The sequence below is a fragment of the Inquilinus sp. Marseille-Q2685 genome, from assembly GCF_916619195.1.
In the GTDB taxonomy this organism is placed as follows: Bacteria; Pseudomonadota; Alphaproteobacteria; order DSM-16000; family Inquilinaceae; genus Inquilinus.
In genome coordinates this window covers 1787365-1803591 of sequence record NZ_CAKAKL010000001.1, presented here as the reverse complement: position 1 = coordinate 1803591, position 16227 = coordinate 1787365, and the positions used below count along the sequence as shown (strand labels likewise).

General features: G+C 69.3%; 16 protein-coding genes. 8 read left to right on the top strand and 8 right to left on the bottom strand.

Annotated elements, in window-relative coordinates:
- Window positions 1-12: 12 nt before the first annotated feature.
- From LG391_RS08595 to LG391_RS08570, 6 genes are read left to right on the top strand one after another with little or no spacing between them, the layout of a single operon-like run.
- Complete coding sequence (locus LG391_RS08595) at window positions 13-1602, top strand: ABC transporter substrate-binding protein (RefSeq protein ID WP_225767560.1); 1590 nt, start codon at window positions 13-15, stop codon at window positions 1600-1602.
- A 21-nt stretch (window positions 1603-1623) separates the two neighbouring features.
- Entirely contained in the window at window positions 1624-3213 is a 1590-nt protein-coding gene (locus LG391_RS08590) for an ABC transporter substrate-binding protein (RefSeq protein ID WP_225767559.1), read from the top strand.
- Between the two features lie 4 nt (window positions 3214-3217).
- Complete coding sequence (locus LG391_RS08585) at window positions 3218-4291, top strand: ABC transporter permease (protein WP_374200727.1); 1074 nt, start codon at window positions 3218-3220, stop codon at window positions 4289-4291.
- A complete protein-coding gene (nikC, locus tag LG391_RS08580) occupies window positions 4288-5217 on the top strand; it encodes a nickel transporter permease (protein WP_225767558.1) in 930 nt (309 codons plus the stop codon). Before LG391_RS08585 ends, nikC begins: the two co-directional genes overlap by 4 nt.
- The gene (locus LG391_RS08575; protein ID WP_225767557.1) at window positions 5214-6053 is read left to right on the top strand and encodes an ABC transporter ATP-binding protein; all 840 of its coding nucleotides are present in this window, start codon (window positions 5214-5216) and stop codon (window positions 6051-6053) included. Before nikC ends, LG391_RS08575 begins: the two co-directional genes overlap by 4 nt.
- A gap of 11 nt (window positions 6054-6064) precedes the next feature.
- Window positions 6065-6832, top strand: coding sequence for an ABC transporter ATP-binding protein (locus LG391_RS08570; protein WP_225767653.1), 768 nt, complete (start codon window positions 6065-6067; stop codon window positions 6830-6832).
- Between the two features lie 6 nt (window positions 6833-6838).
- On the opposite strand, the gene LG391_RS08565 is transcribed toward LG391_RS08570, so the two are convergent.
- The 6 genes from LG391_RS08565 to LG391_RS08545 all read right to left on the bottom strand — a co-directional run bounded on the left by LG391_RS08565 (window position 6839) and on the right by LG391_RS08545 (window position 12375).
- Window positions 6839-7927 (bottom strand): calcium-binding protein, encoded by a 1089-nt coding sequence (locus tag LG391_RS08565; protein WP_225767556.1) that lies wholly within the window; start codon window positions 7925-7927, stop codon window positions 6839-6841.
- A gap of 269 nt (window positions 7928-8196) precedes the next feature.
- Window positions 8197-8937, bottom strand: a complete 741-nt coding sequence (locus tag LG391_RS08560) for a helix-turn-helix transcriptional regulator (protein ID WP_225767555.1) — start codon at window positions 8935-8937, stop codon at window positions 8197-8199.
- A gap of 160 nt (window positions 8938-9097) precedes the next feature.
- On the bottom strand, window positions 9098-9226 hold the full coding sequence (locus LG391_RS34685) for a hypothetical protein (protein ID WP_255646473.1): 129 nt from the start codon (window positions 9224-9226) through the stop codon (window positions 9098-9100).
- Window positions 9227-9415: 189 nt separating this feature from the next.
- Window positions 9416-10180 (bottom strand): helix-turn-helix transcriptional regulator, encoded by a 765-nt coding sequence (locus LG391_RS08555; protein ID WP_225767554.1) that lies wholly within the window; start codon window positions 10178-10180, stop codon window positions 9416-9418.
- A gap of 97 nt (window positions 10181-10277) precedes the next feature.
- Window positions 10278-11522, bottom strand: coding sequence for an MFS transporter (locus tag LG391_RS08550; protein WP_225767553.1), 1245 nt, complete (start codon window positions 11520-11522; stop codon window positions 10278-10280).
- 151 nt (window positions 11523-11673) lie between these two features.
- On the bottom strand, window positions 11674-12375 hold the full coding sequence (locus tag LG391_RS08545; protein WP_225767552.1) for an orotate phosphoribosyltransferase: 702 nt from the start codon (window positions 12373-12375) through the stop codon (window positions 11674-11676).
- A 383-nt stretch (window positions 12376-12758) separates the two neighbouring features.
- Here LG391_RS08545 and pyrC point away from each other — a divergent pair, with 383 nt between their 5' ends.
- On the top strand, window positions 12759-13802 hold the full coding sequence (gene pyrC, locus LG391_RS08540) for a dihydroorotase (RefSeq protein WP_225767551.1): 1044 nt from the start codon (window positions 12759-12761) through the stop codon (window positions 13800-13802).
- Window positions 13803-13814: 12 nt separating this feature from the next.
- Here the strand turns inward: pyrC and LG391_RS08535 are convergent, their stop codons facing one another.
- The gene (locus LG391_RS08535; protein ID WP_225767550.1) at window positions 13815-14417 is read right to left on the bottom strand and encodes a DUF938 domain-containing protein; all 603 of its coding nucleotides are present in this window, start codon (window positions 14415-14417) and stop codon (window positions 13815-13817) included.
- A gap of 22 nt (window positions 14418-14439) precedes the next feature.
- Window positions 14440-15066 (bottom strand): LysE family translocator, encoded by a 627-nt coding sequence (locus LG391_RS08530; RefSeq protein ID WP_225767549.1) that lies wholly within the window; start codon window positions 15064-15066, stop codon window positions 14440-14442.
- A gap of 225 nt (window positions 15067-15291) precedes the next feature.
- Between LG391_RS08530 and LG391_RS08525 the strand changes: the two genes are divergently transcribed.
- On the top strand, window positions 15292-16167 hold the full coding sequence (locus LG391_RS08525) for a hypothetical protein (protein WP_225767548.1): 876 nt from the start codon (window positions 15292-15294) through the stop codon (window positions 16165-16167).
- Window positions 16168-16227: the final 60 nt, after the last annotated feature.

Genomic DNA, 16227 nt, shown 5'->3' with positions numbered 1-16227 from the left:
GGGGAAAACGTGTTGAAGCGTTTCACCCGCAACATACTCGCAGCGACGATCCTGGCCTGCGCCAGCCTTCCGGCGATGGCGGAGACGCCGAAGGACACCTTGGTCGAAGCGTGGCAGATCGACGACATCATCTCACTCGACCCGGCCGAGATCTTCGAGTTCTCGGCGGCCGAGTACCAGGCCCAGGTCTATGAGCGGCTGATCGGCTACGACGTCAAGGACGTCAGCAAGATCCTGCCCGGCGTGGCCGAGAGCTGGACCGTCTCCGACGACGGCCTGACCTACACCTTCAAGATCCGCGACGGGGTGACGTTCCACTCCGGCAACAAGCTGACCGCCCAGGATGCGGCCTGGTCGCTGCAACGCGCGGTGAAGCTGAACCTGTCCCCGGCCTTCATCCTCGGCCAGTTCGGCCTGACTGCGGAGAATGTCGACCAGATGGTCACGGCGCCGGACGACCGGACCCTGGTGTTCAAGACCGACAAGGCCTATGCGCCGACCTTCGTGCTGAACTGCCTGACCTCGGGCGTCGCCTCGGTTGTCGACAGCAAGGAGGTGAAGGCGCATGAGGCGAACGGCGATTTCGGCCATGAGTGGCTGAAGACGCATTCCGCCGGGTCCGGCCCGTTCAAGCTGTCCGCCTGGAAGCCGAACGAGTCGCTTGTGCTGGAGCGCAACGACGACTACTGGCAGGGCAAGCCGGCCTTCCGGCGCGTCTTCATCCGGCACGTGGCCGAGGCGGCAACCCAGCTGCTGCTGCTGCAGAAGGGCGATGTCGACGTCGCCCGCAACCTCAGCGCCGAGCAGCTCAAGTCGCTCGACGGCAACCCCGACATCAGGCTCGAGAACGCGCCGAAGGGGTCGGTCTGGTACATCAGCTTCAACACGCTGCACCCGCCCTTCGACAAGCCGGAGGTGCGGCAGGCGCTGAAATACCTGATCGACTATGACGGCATGGCCAACAGCTTCATGCGCGGCATCGCCGTCAAGCACCAGAGCTTCATCCCTCAGGGCATGCTGGGCGAGATCTCCGACCAGCCGTTCAAGCTGGACGTCGCCAAGGCCAAGGAGCTCCTGGCCAAGGCCGGGCTGCCGGACGGCTTCAAGACCACTTTCGACGTCTGGAACGCCTCGCCGTCGATGGACATGGCGCAGTCGATCCAGGGCACCTTCGCCCAGGCCGGCGTGCAGGTGGAGATCATCCCCGGCGACAACAAGCAGACCCTGACCAAGTACCGGGCCCGCAACCACGACATCTATATCGGCCGCTGGGGCACCGACTATCAGGACCCGAACTCGAATGCCGAGACCTTCGCCATCAATGTCGATAACGGTCCCGACGCCAAGTCGAAGACGCTGTCCTGGCGCAACGGCTGGCAGGACGCGGATCTGACCAAGCTGGCGCAGAGCGCGGTGACCGAGCGCGACGGCGCCAAGCGGGCGAAGATCTATGAGGACCTGCAGCGCAAGCACATGGAGATCTCGCCCTTCGCCGTGATGTTCCAGCAGACCGAGGTGCCGGCCATGCGCAAGAACGTCGAGGGCATCACCTGGGGCCCGGCCTTCGACAGCAACTTCTACTGGACCGGCAAGAAGTCCTGACATCCGGCGAGGACCGCAACCGTGCTGAAGACGTTCGCCTGCGGCGTCCTCGCGGCGATGATCGCCTGCTCCGGCCTCGCGGCCAGGGCAGGCACGCCGCCCGATACGCTGGTCGAGGCCTGGGTGATCGACGACCTCGTCTCGCTCGACCCGGCCGAGATCTTCGAGGCCTCCTCGACCGAATATCTGGCCCAGGTCTATGACCGGCTGATCGGCTACGACCGCACCGACGCCAGCAAGCTGGTGCCGCTGCTGGCCGAAAGCTGGACGGTGTCCGACGACGCCCGGACCTACACCTTCAGGATCCGCGACGGGGTCAAGTTCCACTCCGGCAATCCGCTGACCGCCCGGGATGCCGCCTGGTCGCTGCAGCGCGCGATCAAGCTGAACCTGGCGCCGGCCTATATCGTCGGCCAGCTCGGCCTGACCCCGGACACCGTCGACCGGATGGTGACGGCGCCGGACGACCGGACGCTGGTGATCGAAACCGACAAGGCCTATGCCCCGACCTTCGTGCTGAACTGCCTGACGGCCACGGTCACCGCCGTGGTCGACAGCAAGCTGGTCCGGGAGCATGAGGCGAATGGCGATTTCGGCCATGAGTGGCTGAAGACGCATTCCGCCGGCTCCGGCCCGTTCAAGCTGGCATCCTGGAAGCCCAACGAGCTGCTGGCGCTCGACCGGAACGACGACTACTGGCAGGGCCAGCCGGGTTTCCGCCGCGTCTTCATCCGGCATGTGCCGGACTCATCGAGCCGGCTTCTGCTGCTGCAGAAGGGCGATGTCGACGTCGCCCGCAACCTGACGCCGGACCAGCTGAAGTCGCTGCAGGGCAATGCCGACATCACGCTCGAGCCGGTGCAGAAGATGTCGATCTTCTATGTCAGCTTCAACGTCCTGCACCCGCCCTTCGACAAGCCGGAGGTGCGGCAGGCGCTGAAATACCTGATCAACTATGACGGCATCGTCGCCACCATCATGCATGGCCTCGCCACCGTCCATCAGTCCCTGGTCCCGGCGGGGATGCTGGGAGCGATCGACGACGCGCCCTTCAAGCTCGACGTCGACAAGGCCAGGGCGCTGCTGGCCCAGGCCGGGCTGCCGGACGGGTTCAAGGCGACGATGGATGTGATCAACCAGTCGCCCTATATCGACATCGCCCAGGCGATCCAGGCCAGCTTCGCCCGGGCCGGCGTGACGGTGGAGCTGATCCCGGGTGACGCCCGGCAGGTCCTGTCCAAGCAGCGTGCCCGCAAGCACGAGATCTATATCGGCCGCTGGGGACCGGACTATGAGGACCCGGACTCCAATGCCGGGACCTTCGCGGTCAATGCCGACAACAGCGACGCCACGGCTTCGAAGACCCAGGCCTGGGCCAATGGCTGGCAGGATGCGGCCATGACCGCCGATGCCCAGCAGGCGGTGCTCGAGACCGACGGCGCCAGGCGGGCGCAGATCTATGCCGACCTGCAGCGCCGCCACCAGCAGGCGTCGCCCTTCGCCTTCATGTTCCAGCTGTCCGAGGTGATCGCCAGCCGCAAGCCGGTGGAAGGCCTCACCTGGTCGGCGACCTATGACAGGAACCAGTATTGGACCGGCAGGAAGTCGTGACCCCGTGACCGCCACCAACCTCCAGCCGGTTTCCGCCCGGCCCGGCGGGGCCCGACGCCGGCGGCGGCGCGGCCTCGCCCTCCGCATCGCCGGCGTGGTCGCCTCGCTGGCGACCACCTTCTTCGGCCTCCTCCTCGTCACCTTCTTCATCGGCCGGGTGGTGCCGATCGACCCCGTGCTCGCCGTGGTCGGCGACCGGGCGCCGCGCGACGTCTATGAGAAGGCGCGGCTGGAGCTCGGCCTCGACAAGCCGCTGTGGGACCAGTTCGCCCGCTATGCCGGCGACGTGCTGTCGGGCGACCTCGGCACCTCGGTGCTGACCTCGCGGCCGGTCTTGGAGGATATCGGCCGGGTGTTCCCGGCGACGCTGGAGCTGGCAACGCTGGGCGTCCTGTTCGGCATCGTCATCGGGGTGCCGGCGGGGGTGCTGGCGGCGGTCCATCGCGGCCGATGGCCCGATCATCTGGTCCGGGTGGTCGGGCTGATCGGCTATTCGGTGCCGATCTTCTGGCTCGGCCTGGTCGGCCTGCTGCTGTTCTACGCCAAGCTCAGCTGGGTCGGAGGGCCGGGGCGGCTCGACGTCTTCTATGACGGGCTGGTCGATCCCGTGACCGGCGTGATCACGCTCGACGCCGCGCTGGCCGGCGAATGGGACGTGTTCTGGAACGCGATCGACCATTTGATCCTGCCGGCGGCGCTGCTGGGCTATTACAGCCTCGCCTATATCAGCCGGATGACGCGGTCCTTCATGCTGGACCAACTGCGCCAGGAATACGTCACCACGGCGCGGGTCAAGGGCGTGTCGGAGCGGGCGGTGATCTGGCGCCACGCCTTCCGCAACATCCGGGTGCCGCTCTTGACCGTGGTCGCGCTGTCCTATGCCGGGCTGCTGGAAGGGGCGGTGCTGACCGAGACGGTCTTCGCCTGGCCGGGCCTGGGCCAGTACATCACCAACTCCCTGCTCAACGCCGACATGAACGCGGTGCTTGGCGGCACCATCGTCGTCGGCGCCGTCTATATCGGGCTGAACATGCTGTCCGACCTGCTGTACCGCGTGCTGGACCCGAGGGCGCGATGACCGATCTGACATCCCCACGCCCCGACAGCTGGCGCGGCTGGCTCCTGTCCGACACGCCGCATTCGCGCGGCCAAGCCCGGCTCGGGCGGCTGTACCTGCTGTGGCTCGGCCTGGCCCGCAACCCGCTGGCCATGGTCGGGCTCGTCATCGTCCTGCTGCTGCTGGTCGCCGCCGCGATCGCGCCGCTGCTGGCGCACCAGTCGCCGATCGAGCAGAACCTGGCGGAGCGGCTGCAGCCCTTCAGCGCCGCGCACTGGCTGGGCACCGACGAGCTCGGCCGGGACATCTGGTCCCGCATCATCTACGGCACCCGGCTGACGCTGCTGATCGTCGTGCTGGTGGCGATCACCGCGGCCCCGGTCGGCCTGCTGATCGGCACCGTCTCGGGCTATCTCGGCGGCTGGGTCGATGCGGTGCTGATGCGCATCACCGACATCTTCCTGGCCTTCCCGAAACTGATCCTGGCTTTGGCCTTCGTCGCGGCGCTCGGGCCGGGCATCGAGAACGCGATCATCGCCATCGCCATCACCTCCTGGCCGCCCTATGCCCGCATCGCCCGGGCCGAGACGCTGACCATCCGCAACGCCGACTTCATCAGCGCGGTGCGGCTGCAGGGCGCCTCCAGCGCCCGCATCGTCGCCCGGCACATCGTGCCGCTGTGCCTGTCCTCGGTGATCGTCCGGGTCACGCTCGACATGGCCGGCATCATCCTGACCGCGGCGGGCCTCGGCTTCCTCGGCCTCGGCGCCCAGCCGCCGCTGCCGGAATGGGGGGCGATGATCTCCAAGGGCCGCAGCTTCATCCTCGACCAGTGGTGGGTCGCGACCATGCCCGGCATCGCCATCTTCGTGGTCAGCCTGGGCTTCAACCTGCTCGGCGACGGGCTGCGCGACATCCTCGACCCGAAGCAGGGGGGGCAGTCATGAGCGGCCCGCTGCTGGAGGTTCAGAACCTCTCGGTCACCTTCGACACGGCCAAGGGCCCGGTCCGCGCCGTGCGCGGCATGAGCTTCACCCTGGGCCGCGAGAAGCTGGGGATCGTCGGCGAGAGCGGCTCCGGCAAGTCGATGACCGGCCGGTCGATCCTGCGGCTGGTCGGGCCGCCCGGCCGGGCCCGGGCCGACCGGCTGGTGTTCGACGGCATCGACCTGCAGCGCCAGAGCGAGCGGCAGATGCGCGCCATCCGCGGCCGCCGCATCTCGATGGTGATGCAGGACCCGAAATTCTCGCTCAACCCCGTCGCCACGGTGGGCGAGCAGGTGGCCGAGGCCTACCGCATCCACAAGCGCGCCTCGGCCCGCGAGGCCAAGCGCCGGGTGCTGGAGATGTTCGAGGCGGTGCGCATCCGCGATCCGGAGCGGGTGTGGAGCCTGTACCCGCACGAGGTCTCGGGCGGCATGGGCCAGCGCATCATGATCGCGATGATGCTGATCCCCGACCCGGACCTGCTGATCGCGGACGAGCCGACCTCGGCGCTGGACGTCACCGTGCAGATGCAGGTGCTGGCGATCATCGACGACCTGGTGACCCAGCGCGGCATGGGGCTGATCTTCATCAGCCACGACCTGAACCTGGTCGCCAGCTTCTGCGACCGCATCCTGATCATGTATGCCGGCCGGGTGGTGGAGAGTTGCCGGGCGGCGGAGCTGCGCCAGGCCAGGCACCCCTACACCCGCGGCCTGCTCGAATCGCTGCCGCAGATCGGCGACACAAGGCCGTTCCTGCCGGTGCTGCAGCGCGACCCGGCCTGGCTGGAGGCGTGACGATGGATCCGATGATCGCGATCAAGGGCCTCGACGTCGTGTTCGGCGACACCCATGCGGTGCGCGACGCCTCGCTCACCGTCGCGCGCGGCGAGAGCTACGGCCTGGTCGGCGAAAGCGGCTCCGGCAAATCCACCATCCTGCGCGCGCTGTCCGGCCTGAACTGGGACTGGACCGGCCGGATCGCGGTCGACGGGCGCGAGCAGGGGCGGCACCGCGACAAGGGCTTCTTCAAGCTGTGCCAGATGGTGTTCCAGGACCCCTACGGCTCGCTGCATCCGCGCCAGACCGTGGACGCGACGCTGATGGAGCCGCTGGCGATCCACGGCTTCGACGGCCGCGACGCGCGGGTCGAGCGGGTGCTCAAGGAGGTCGGTCTCGGCCCCAGCTTCCGCTTCCGCTATCCGCACCAGCTGTCGGGCGGGCAGCGCCAGCGAGTCGCCATCGCCCGGGCGCTGATCCTGGAGCCGCGGGGGCTGCTGCTGGACGAGCCGACTTCGGCGCTCGACGTCTCGGTGCAGGCGGAGATCCTGAACCTGCTGAAACGGCTGCGAGCGGAGCGGGGGCTGACCTATCTGCTGGTCACCCACAACCTTGCCGTGGTCTCGGTGATGTGCGACCGGCTGGCGGTGATGAACCGCGGCCGCATCGTCGAGACGCTGACCGCGGCGCAGCTGCATGACGGCACCGTGACCCAGCCCTATACCCGCCAGCTGCTCGAGGCCAGCCGAGGCTACGACCGCGCCGCGGCCGACCGGATCGAGGACTTCGCCGCCTGACTGCGGTCAGAGCACGAAGTCCCCGGCCTCCGGCGCCGGCCCCGGCGAGAGGCAGAGGATCGCGACGTCGGCATCGCCGTCGCCATCGATGTCGCCCTCGACCTGGATGCCCGGCCCGACGGCCTGGCAGCGCAGCTGGCCGGCGACGCCGGTGAAGGCGCCGGCGCCGATGAAGGCGAAGGCCTGGTCGCCGGCCGCACCGATGTCGGCGTCGATCGCCGACAGGTCGATGTGGTCGTCCTCGTCCCGGCTGAAATCGGTGATGATGTCCGGAACCGGCGCGGGCCGGGCGTCGTTCGGATCGGTGTAGACGAAGGCGTCCGACCCGGCGCCGCCCGACAGCACATCCTGCCCGGACCCGCCCAGCAGCCGGTCCCCGCCGTCGCCGCCCAGAAGCGTATCGCGGCCGCCGCCGCCGGCGAGCGTGTCGTTGCCTCCCTCTCCCAGCAGGACATCGTCGCCCGCCCGGCCGGAGAGGTCGTTGCCCGTGGCCGAGCCGATCAGCAGATCCTCCTGGCCGGTGCCGAGGAGGTTCTCGATCCCGGTCAGCGTGTCGCCCTCGGCCTCGCCGCCGCGGCCGGTGCCGGCGCCGAGATCGACCACCACCCCGGCCTCGCCGTCATAGGCGGCGGTGTCGATGCCGTTGCCGCCGTCGAGCCGGTCGGCGCCGGCCCCGCCCTGCAGCAGGTCGTTGTTCCGGTCGCCTTCGAGGGTGTCGTCGCCGTCCCGGCCGAACAGCTGGTCGTCGCCGCCGGACCCGTCCAGCAGGTTGGCGCCGGCATCGCCGCGCAGGATGTCGCCGCCCCAGTAGGAGCCCGAAAGGTTCTCGATGCCGACCAGGACGTCGCCTTCGGCCTCGGCGCCATGGTTGATGCCGGTGGCGAGGTCGACCTCGACCCCCTCCTCGTTCAGGTAGAAGGCCGTGTCGATCCCGTCCCCGCCGTCGAGCAGGTCCGCGCCGGTGTCGCCGGCGAGCCAGTCGTCGCCGCCCAGGCCGTACAGCTCATCATCGGAGTCGAAATCGCCATACAGGACGTCGCGCTCATACTCGTCGCCGATCACGATGATGCCGGCGATGCTGGGGATATTTTCCATCGCGCTCTCCCGCGTCAGAGATGGAAACGTCTGATCCGCAATCCGGTGGGCCATCCTGCCAGGTGCCGCAGGCGGCTGGCGGAGGATCCGGGACATCGAACGATGGTGGAGACTGCTCAGGAAAGTATTCAGCTGGGGCGGGACTGCCGTGTCAATCGCGGGAATGTGACCGTTGCCCGGGGGGAGGCCGGAGGCGCGGGGCCGCCCCTCCGGCCTCAGGATGGGAAACCCTCTCAACCCCGGGGATTGGGCGATTGCCGGGGCTGCGGCTACGGATCGAGCAGGCCGAGGCTGAGGGCGCTGGCCACGGCCTCGCTGCGGCTGGACGCCTGCAGCTTGCGCATCGCCGATGCGACATATTCGTTGACGGTGTAGACCGACAGCGCCAGGCGCTGGGCGGCCTGCTTGCTGGAGGCGCCGCGGGCGATCCAGGCCAGGCAGTCGCGTTCGCGCGGCGCCAGCAGCGACGCCGCGTCGCCATTGCGCGTGCCGGCCGCGCCGAGCCGGCCCTGGATCTTCAGCGCCCGGCCGATATGCGGCCCGATATGCTGCAGCAGCCGGACCTCCTCGTCGCTCCAGTCGGGCCGCCGCCGCGACCGCCAGAGCGACAGATGCGCCCCCAGGCCGTGCCGGCCGAAATCGATCCAGTACAGGCCGCTGTGGCCGCCCTGCGGCCGGGCATAGTCGTTGTAGAATTCGGTGCGGATGAAGTCGTCCTGCGGCACCAGCATGCGGTCGACAAAGACCGGCCGGGCCTGCAGCCGCTGCATCATCGGCAGGATCGGCCAGGTCTGGTGATAATGGGCGTTGTAGAGCGGGATATAGGCAGGATCGCAGCCGACGCGGACGGCGATGTCGGTCGGCATCGGGCTGCCGGTCGGGTGCAGCGCCGCAGCCTCGCCGCCCAGCAGCGCCAGGGCGTGGCGCAGCACGACCGTCCAGTCCTCGTCGCCGAGGGCGGCGTCGTAGGCCTGGCCGACCAGCTCGGCGATGGCGCGGTCATCCGGCATGGCGAAGCAGGGCAGGGACGCAGCAAACCGCCGGCACGACGCCGGCGGTTGATCGGGACTATAGCAGGTTTGTGATCTTTTGACGGCTCCCGCCGAAGCGGCACGCGTCGCGCCGTGCCGGCCGATGCCATCCGGCACGCTGCCCGCCCCGATGACGCGGTCAGTGCAGGGTCAGGAGCAGCGCCGCCGCCGACAGGGCCGCGCCGCCGGTGACCGCGGCGAAGCCCGCCCCGGCGCGCCACAGCAGCACCGCGATCAGCCCGAAGGCCGCCATCAGAACCGGATTCATCTGCACCTCCCACCCCAATGGCGATCCCGCATCGTGCCCGGCGGCCGCTCCACAATCAAAACAGGATTTGCGTCGAATTGTTTCCGTTTCGGCGCAAAAAAGCCGGAATCGCGGCGGGCACACCGCGCGACACTCCACGGCAAGAGTCCCGGATCGGGCGGTCCGCCTCAATCCCCGAGGATTAGGGGATCATTCGTCGAGCAGGTCGAGGACCAGCGCCTTGGCCACGGCCTCGGTGCGGCTGGTCGCCTCCAGCTTCCGCATCGCGGATTCGACATATTCGTTGACCGTGCGGAGCGACAGCTCGAGCTGGCGCGCGATCTCCTTGCTGGAGGCACCGCGGGCGATCCGGGCCAGGCAGTCGCGCTCGCGCCAGGTCAGCTCCGCGGCGCTGCGAACCAGCTGGGCCGCCACCCGATGGACCGCGCTGGCGCCGAGACGGCGCTCGATCTCCAGCGCCTGCTCGAGATGCGGGCCGAGGCGATGGAGCAGGCGGAGCTGCTCCGGCCCCCACTCCGGCTGCCGCCGCGAGCGCCAGACCGAGATCAGGACCGGGGTGGCCCCGGCGCCCTGCCGGTTGCGGGCCAGCCAGGACAGGCTGGCATGCTGGTCCTGCGGCGTCAGGAAGTCGGTGTAGAACTCGGTCCGGACATAGTCCCGGTCCGCCACCAGCATGCGGTCGGCGAAGACGGATCCGCCGGGCATCCGCGGCAGCCAGGACCGGATCGGCAGCAGCCTGTGGTAATGGGCACCGTACAGCCCGACATAGTCGGGATCGATGCCGCTGACCAGCGTCTGCACCGCCTGGCCGGGGGCATGGGGCCGCTGCAGCACGGCGGCATGGCCGCCCAGCATCTGCGACAGGCCGCCCAGGATCCGGGTCCAGTCCTCGTCGCCGGTCGCGGCGTCGTAGATCTGGCCGATCAGGTCCAGGAACTGCTGCTCGTCCGGCATGGCGGGCATCGCGATGGGCGGGCTTCGGCCGGAAGGCCGGGGCGGCATCTTATAGCACGGCCGCCGGTCCCCGGCCCCTGTCGTCCCGGCGCGGCCCCTATTCCCCGGCGGCGGGGGTGGAGGCGAGCTCGGACCGCAGCCGCGCCGCGCCGAAGGCGACGCCCCGCTTCTCCGGCCCGAGGGCGATCAGCAGCGCGATTACCACCGCCACCACGCCCGTCACCAGCGCCATGGCCAGGGCGTAGTCGTTGCCGTTGGTGACGGCGATATGGGTCTGCAAAGTCAGGTTGATCGCGGCCAGCAGGTTGCCGGTCTGGTAGACGAAACCGGGGAAGGTGCCGCGCGCCTCCTCCGGCGACAGCTCGTTCAGATGCGCCGGGACCACGCCCCAGGCGCCCTGCACCGCGACCTGCATGACGAAGGCGCCGGCGGCGAGCAGCACCGGGCCGGAGGAGAAGGCCCAGAGCGGCAGCGCCGGCAGGGCCAGCAGCGCCGCGATCACGATCACCCGGCGCCGGCCGAAGCGTTCCGACAGCATGCCGCAGGCGAGGCCGCCGAGGATGGCGCCGATGTTGTAGACGATTGCGATCAGGCTGACCTCGTGCGGGCCCATGCCGTGCTGGACCTTGAGGAAGGTCGGATAGATGTCCTGGGTGCCGTGGCTGAAGAAGTTGAACGCGGTCATCAGGAGGATGGCATAGAGGCCGAGCCGCCAGTGCCGCCGCACCGTGTCGCCGAGCGAGATCCGGTCGCGCTCGACCCGCGTTTCCGCCCAGGCCGGCGATTCCGGCACGCTGCGGCGGATGTACAGCACCAGCAGGGCGGGCACGACGCCGATCATGAACATGCCGCGCCAGCCGATCGAATCGTAGAGCAGCCCGTAGACGATCGAGGCCAGCAGGTAGCCGGTCGGATAGCCCGCCTGCAGCAGGCCGGAGACGAAGCCGCGCGAGCGGACCGGCACGGTCTCCATGGTCAGCGACGCGCCGACGCCCCATTCACCGCCCATGGCGATGCCGTACAGCATGCGCAGGATCAGCAGCACGGTGAAGGTCGGGGCGAAGCCCGAGGCGAATTCCAGCAGCGAATAGGCCAGCACGTCGACCATCAGCGTCGGCCGGCGGCCGAAGCGGTCGGCGGCGCGGCCGAACAGGAAGGCGCCGACCGGCCGCATCGCCAGGGTCAGCGTCACCAGCCAGGAGGTGGTCTCGGCCCCGGTGCCGAACTCCTGGGCGATGTCGGTGAGGATGAAGACGAGAAGGAAGAAGTCGAAGGCGTCGAGGGTCCAGCCGAGGAAGCTGGCGACAACGACGCTCCGCTGCTGGGGAGTCCATCCCTGCATGTCGGGCCTCTGAGCCGTGGCTGCGGCGGGCAGCGCCCCTTCCCTTCGCCCCGTCGCCGGGCGTCAGCTTCCTCCCGCTCCGGCGCCTGCGTCTCGCGCCGATCGGGCATGGCTCATGTGTGGGAACGGACTCTCTGGCACCTCGAAATCGTCAATCGGTCGGCATCTTGTCGATGCCGCCATGCGCGGCGGACCAGGAGACCGGGTCGTGCAGGAATGTCTCGACCTCGTCCAGCGTCTTCGGGTCGAAATGGTTGCCGGCCTTGCAGACCTCCAGCACGTCCCACCAGGTGGCCAGCGCGTGCAGTTCGACCCCGATCGACTCGAAGAACTTCGGCGTGTCCTTGAAGATGCCGTAGTTGAAGACGACGAAGACGTGCTCCACCACCGCGCCGGCGTCGCGCAGCGCCTGGCAGAACTTGGCCTTGCTGCGGCCGTCGGTGTTCAGGTCCTCGACCAGCAGCACCCGCTGGCCCTCGGTCAGCACGCCCTCGATCTGGGCGTTGCGGCCGAAGCCCTTCGGCTTCTTGCGCACATACTGCATTGGCAGGGCCAGGCGGTCGGCGATCCAGGCGGCGTAGGAGATGCCGGCGGTCTCGCCGCCCGCCACCGCGTCGATCTTCTCGAAGCCGATCTCGCTCAGGATCACCGAGGTGGCGAAGTCCATCAGCACGCCGCGGATGCGGGGATAGGAGATCAGCCGCCGCGTGTCGGTGTAGACCGGGCTGGCCCAGCCCGAGGTGAACTTGTAGGGCGTCTCGGCGTTGAAGCTGACCGCGCCGGCCTCGAGATAGGCCTGTGCGGTCAGACGGGCGATGGTCTTGCGGTCGGGGAAGCTGGTCGAGAGGATCATGGCGGGCTCCGGCGGTTAAGCCTGCATTTCTCACACCCCTTGCGCCCTGCGCCGGTTCAACATGCCGGCAGGGCAGGAGAGCGGCGCAGCGCGATGCCTTTGCATCGGGCAAGCCGTTCGACGCCCCCTGTCGGCATGTTCAACCGGCCCGGAGGGTCACCTTGCGGCGGCCGCCTGCGGGTGCGGGCCGCTCGACCGTATAGCCGATACGCTCTTCGCGGCCCGCCCCCGCATCCGACTCGCCGCGAGGCGACGCAGGGCGCAAGGGGTGTGAGAAATGCAGGCTGAGGGCTTGTTAGGACCGGGGCTGCCATCTGGCAAGCGCGCTTGCGGTATTTCTGCCGCATGGCCATGATCCGGCCGCCGCAGCAGGACGCCCCGCCATGACCGACCGCTTGATCATCCGCCGCCCCGACGACTGGCATCTGCATCTGCGCGACGGCGCCATGCTGCGCGCGGTCCTGCCGCATACGACGGCGCATTTCGCCCGCGCCATCATCATGCCGAACCTGACGCCGCCGGTGGTGACCGCCGCCGACGCCCGGGCCTATCGCGACCGCATCCTGGCGGCGCTGCCCGAGGGCGCGCGCTTCACTCCGCTCATGACCGCCTACCTGACCGAGGGCACCGACCCCGACGACCTCGTTCGTGGCCGGGAGGAGGGCGTGCTGACCGCCGTGAAGCTGTACCCCGCCGGCGCCACCACCAACTCGCATGGCGGGGTGCGCGATCTCGCCAAGGTCCGCCCGGTGCTGGAACGGATGCAGGCGATCGGACTGCCGCTCCTGGTGCATGGCGAGGTGGTGGATCCCGATGTCGACATCTTCGACCGCGAAGCGGTGTTCATCGAGCGCCACCTGCAGCCGATCCGCGCCGACTTCCCGGAGCTGCGGATCGTCATGGAGCACGTCACCACCCAGGACGGGGTCGACTTCGTGCAGGCCCAGGGCGACGGCCGGGTCGGCGCCACGATCACGCCGCAGCACCTGGTGCTGAACCGCAACGACCTGCTGGTCGGCGGGGTGCGGCCGCACTATTACTGCCTGCCGGTGGTGAAGCGCGAGCAGCACCGCCTAGCGCTGCGCCGCGCGGCAACCTCGGGCGATCCGCGCTTCTTCCTCGGCACCGATTCCGCGCCGCATCCAGTGCATGCGAAGGAGGCGGCCTGCGGCTGCGCCGGCGTGTTCAACGCCCGCGTCGCGGTCGCCTGCTACGCCCAGGTGTTCGAGGAGGAGGGGGCGCTGGACCGGTTCGAGGCCTTCGCCGCGCTGAACGGCCCGGCCTTCTACGGCCTGCCAGTGAACGAGGAGAGCGTCACCCTGCTCCGCGGCGCCGAGGAGCTGCCGGAGCGGCTGGCGGTGCCGGGCGGCGACGACGTCCATGTCTTCCGCGGCAAGACCGTTCCGGGCTGGCGGGTGGAAGCCTGAAGCTGTAGCCGATCAGATCCGGCGGAACACGACGCTCAGATTGTTGGCCGGCATCTCGGCGACCTCCGGGCCTGAGAAGCCGGTTGCGGCGGCGAGTTCGGCGACGGCCTCCAACTCCCGCAAACCCCAATCCGTGTTACGCTGCCGCAGATCGCGGTCGAACGCCTCGTTGCTCGGTGCGGTCGCCACGCCGGCGCGGCGATAGGGGCCGTAGAGGTACAGGGCGGCGCCCGGCGGCAGGATCGAAGCGGCGCCGCGCATCAGCCCTTCGGTCGCAGCCCAGGGCGAGATGTGGATCATGTTGATGCACAGCACCGCGTCGGCCGTGGTGACCGGCCAGGACGCGGCCGCGGCGTCCAGCGCCAGGGGCGGGCGCAGATTGGCCAGGCCGCTGTCCGCTGTCCAGGCCGCGATGCTGCGACGCGCCTCCGGATTCGGGTCGGACGGCTGGAACACCAGGTCGGGTATGGCAGCGGCGAAATGCACGATGTGCTCGCCCGATCCGCTGGCGATCTCCAGCACCGTGCCGGTCCGGGGCAGCACGCCGCGCAGCACGGCGAGGATCGGATCCCGATTGCGCGCCGCGGCGGGCGCATATTGGCGGTGATCGGTCATGATCCTTCCCGGGCTCGTCGGCCTACCCCGCGGGCCGGCGGGCGGCGGCGAGCAGCAGGCCGAAGCCGATCATCAGGCCGCCGGAGATCCGGTTGAACCAGCGGAACGGCCGGGCGCTGCGAAAGGTGCGGCCGAGCCGGGCGCCGATCAGGGCGTAGATCGTGATCGCCACCCCCTCCAGCACCAGGAAGCTGGCGCCGAGCAGGGTGAAGCTGGCGGCATAGTCCTGCGGCACCACGAATTGCGGGAAGAAGGCGGTGAAGATCAGGATCGCCTTCGGGTTGCCGGCTGCGACCCAGAATTCCTGCCGGATCAGGGCGCCGAGCGGCTGCAGCCGCCCGGCCGCCTCCCGGTCCGGCGCCGGGGCGTCGGCCCGCAGCAGCTTGATGCCGAGCCAGACCAGATAGGCGGCGCCCAGCCATTTCACCACCGCGAAGGCCAGCTCGGAGGCGGTGAGCAGCGTGCCGAGGCCGAGCCCGGCGATGGCGATCATGATGGCGAAGGCGACCAGCCGGCCGGAGGCGGCGGCCACGGCGCGCAGCGTGCCGTCGCGGGCGCCGTTCGACAGCGACAGCAGGTTGTTCGGCCCGAACGCCATGTTCAGCGCGAAGCAGGCGGGCAGGAAAAGGAGATAGTCGTCGAGCGTCATGTCCAGGCCTCCGCCGGCACCGCCGGCCGCGGGCAGCGTGCCAGAGATCGGACGGCCGGGAAACCGCCGAGCAGAACCGGGCACCGCGGTAGGATTTAGTTCCCTAATATTGGATTTTCGTAAAACTGGGGCTGATAGTTCTGAGGTTTCGGCCTGAATTCATTGATCGAAGGCAGGGATTGTCGCCATAATCGCATCGGATTGCAGGATTCGATGAGAGGTTTCGTGGCGATCTCTGTTTCCGGTATCGCGATGCGGGCCTATCTCGGCGGGGTCGAGCCGGTGCTGTTCCGGCTGCGCAAGGAGCAGCGCCTGCGCATCTGGGGGCTGCGCACCGCCGACCTGCCGGAGGCGGCGCTGCGGCTGCAGACCGAGGGCTGCACCGGCGGGCATCTCTGCCGCCACATGGTGTCGGCGCATCGCGACTATCTGGCGAAGTACACGCGGCGCGGGCCGGACGGCATCGCCCGGCTGTGGCAGGGCACGCCCTGCCTGCTCGACCTCGATCCCTTCGCCGATGCCGAGGCCTATGAGAAGGAGATCCGGAAGCACTCCTTCGGCTACATCCTGCGCGAGACGCGCAAGGCCGCGAAGGCCGGCTATCGCTGCCGGATCTTCGACCGCTTCGCCCAGGGCGACGACATGCGGGACATCGAGGCGTCGAAGCTGTTCCGCTCCGGCGGGCCGGTGCCGCAGGCCTTCGCCCAGCGCTTCGGCCGCGGCAGCGCCGTGAAGGGCGACCCCTGGCTCGACGCCGAATGCCCGGAGCACTGGGCGGTCGACTGGGGCGTGTTCATCGATGAGGACGGCCGGGACCGGCTGGTCGGCACCATCGTGCTGCGCCGGATCGGCAACATCATCCGCATCGTCAGCTTCCTCGGCCATGCCGCACACCTCTCCTCCGGCGCGATGAAGCTGCTGTTCGTCGAGATCGTGCGCTGGCTGCTGCGCCGCGAGGACCCGCGGGTGCAGGGCGTGCGCTTCGTCCTCTACGGCGCCCTGGAGCAGGGCGGGCTCGGACTCCTGCACTGGAAGCGCCGGCTGCTGGTCCGGCCCTTCGTCTTCGCCGACGCGGCGCCGGCCGGGGCCATCCGCGCCTGACGCCACGATTGTGGCGGAAGGCGACGCCGGATCGGCCCGATGACGCCATTTTCCCCGGTT

Coding starts and splice junctions, on each gene's coding strand:
- nikC (WP_225767558.1), top strand. CDS start 4,288: ATGACCGATCTGACATCCCCACGCCCCGACAGCTGGCGCGGCTGGCTC.
- LG391_RS08575 (WP_225767557.1), top strand. CDS start 5,214: ATGAGCGGCCCGCTGCTGGAGGTTCAGAACCTCTCGGTCACCTTCGAC.
- LG391_RS08570 (WP_225767653.1), top strand. CDS start 6,065: ATGATCGCGATCAAGGGCCTCGACGTCGTGTTCGGCGACACCCATGCG.
- LG391_RS08565 (WP_225767556.1), bottom strand. CDS start 7,927: ATGGAAAATATCCCCAGCATCGCCGGCATCATCGTGATCGGCGACGAG.
- LG391_RS08560 (WP_225767555.1), bottom strand. CDS start 8,937: ATGCCGGATGACCGCGCCATCGCCGAGCTGGTCGGCCAGGCCTACGAC.
- LG391_RS34685 (WP_255646473.1), bottom strand. CDS start 9,226: ATGAATCCGGTTCTGATGGCGGCCTTCGGGCTGATCGCGGTGCTGCTG.
- LG391_RS08555 (WP_225767554.1), bottom strand. CDS start 10,180: ATGCCGGACGAGCAGCAGTTCCTGGACCTGATCGGCCAGATCTACGAC.
- LG391_RS08550 (WP_225767553.1), bottom strand. CDS start 11,522: ATGCAGGGATGGACTCCCCAGCAGCGGAGCGTCGTTGTCGCCAGCTTC.
- LG391_RS08545 (WP_225767552.1), bottom strand. CDS start 12,375: ATGATCCTCTCGACCAGCTTCCCCGACCGCAAGACCATCGCCCGTCTG.
- pyrC (WP_225767551.1), top strand. CDS start 12,759: ATGACCGACCGCTTGATCATCCGCCGCCCCGACGACTGGCATCTGCAT.
- LG391_RS08535 (WP_225767550.1), bottom strand. CDS start 14,417: ATGACCGATCACCGCCAATATGCGCCCGCCGCGGCGCGCAATCGGGAT.
- LG391_RS08530 (WP_225767549.1), bottom strand. CDS start 15,066: ATGACGCTCGACGACTATCTCCTTTTCCTGCCCGCCTGCTTCGCGCTG.